This window comes from Citrobacter sp. Cf118, from assembly GCF_030334095.1.
GTDB lineage: Bacteria > Pseudomonadota > Gammaproteobacteria > Enterobacterales > Enterobacteriaceae > Citrobacter > Citrobacter freundii.
In genome coordinates this window covers 1-524 of the sequence record NZ_JAOWES010000041.1, presented here as the reverse complement: position 1 = coordinate 524, position 524 = coordinate 1, and the positions used below count along the sequence as shown (strand labels likewise).

At 49.8% G+C, this 524-nt stretch carries 1 protein-coding gene; it reads right to left on the bottom strand.

The genetic code is table 11. The annotated features are described in order from the left end of the window. Positions 1–524, bottom strand: a 524-nt coding sequence (locus OGX67_RS26910; protein ID WP_286525610.1) for an IS110 family RNA-guided transposase, incomplete at both ends; no start/stop codon positions are given.

Sequence of the window (524 nt, the reverse complement as noted above, 5' to 3'; positions counted from 1 at the left end):
GTTAGCCCCAACCAGGCTGCCAGTTGGCGCCCGTTCTTAAAATCATGGGCATTGCCAATACTGGCGACCAGCGCACTCGCCGTTGTGGGCCCAATACCTTTCAGTTCCATTAACTGCTGGCTGCGATGATCTGTTTTGGCAACACGAGATAACACCCTGTCATATTCGGCGATTTTCTCTTCAATATTAGTGACATGTGCTAATAGATCATCAATGCACAGCCTGACCTGTACTGGCAGAGTTTCCTTCTGGTCAGAAACAGCATGACGCAGAGCATCAGTGCTTTGTGGGGCAATAACCCCGAATTCAGATACCAACCCCCGAAGACGGTTATACGTCGCTGTTCTTTCCTGAATAAATCCCTGTCTTGTCCTATGTAAGCATTGCATTGCCTGCTGGCTTTCGTCTTTGACGGGTACAAAGCGCATGTGCGGCCGCTGCACAGCCTCACAAATAGCTATTGCATCAGCTGCATCATTTTTCCCGGTCTTACCCGCCATGCGATAGGGTGAGACAAATTTCGG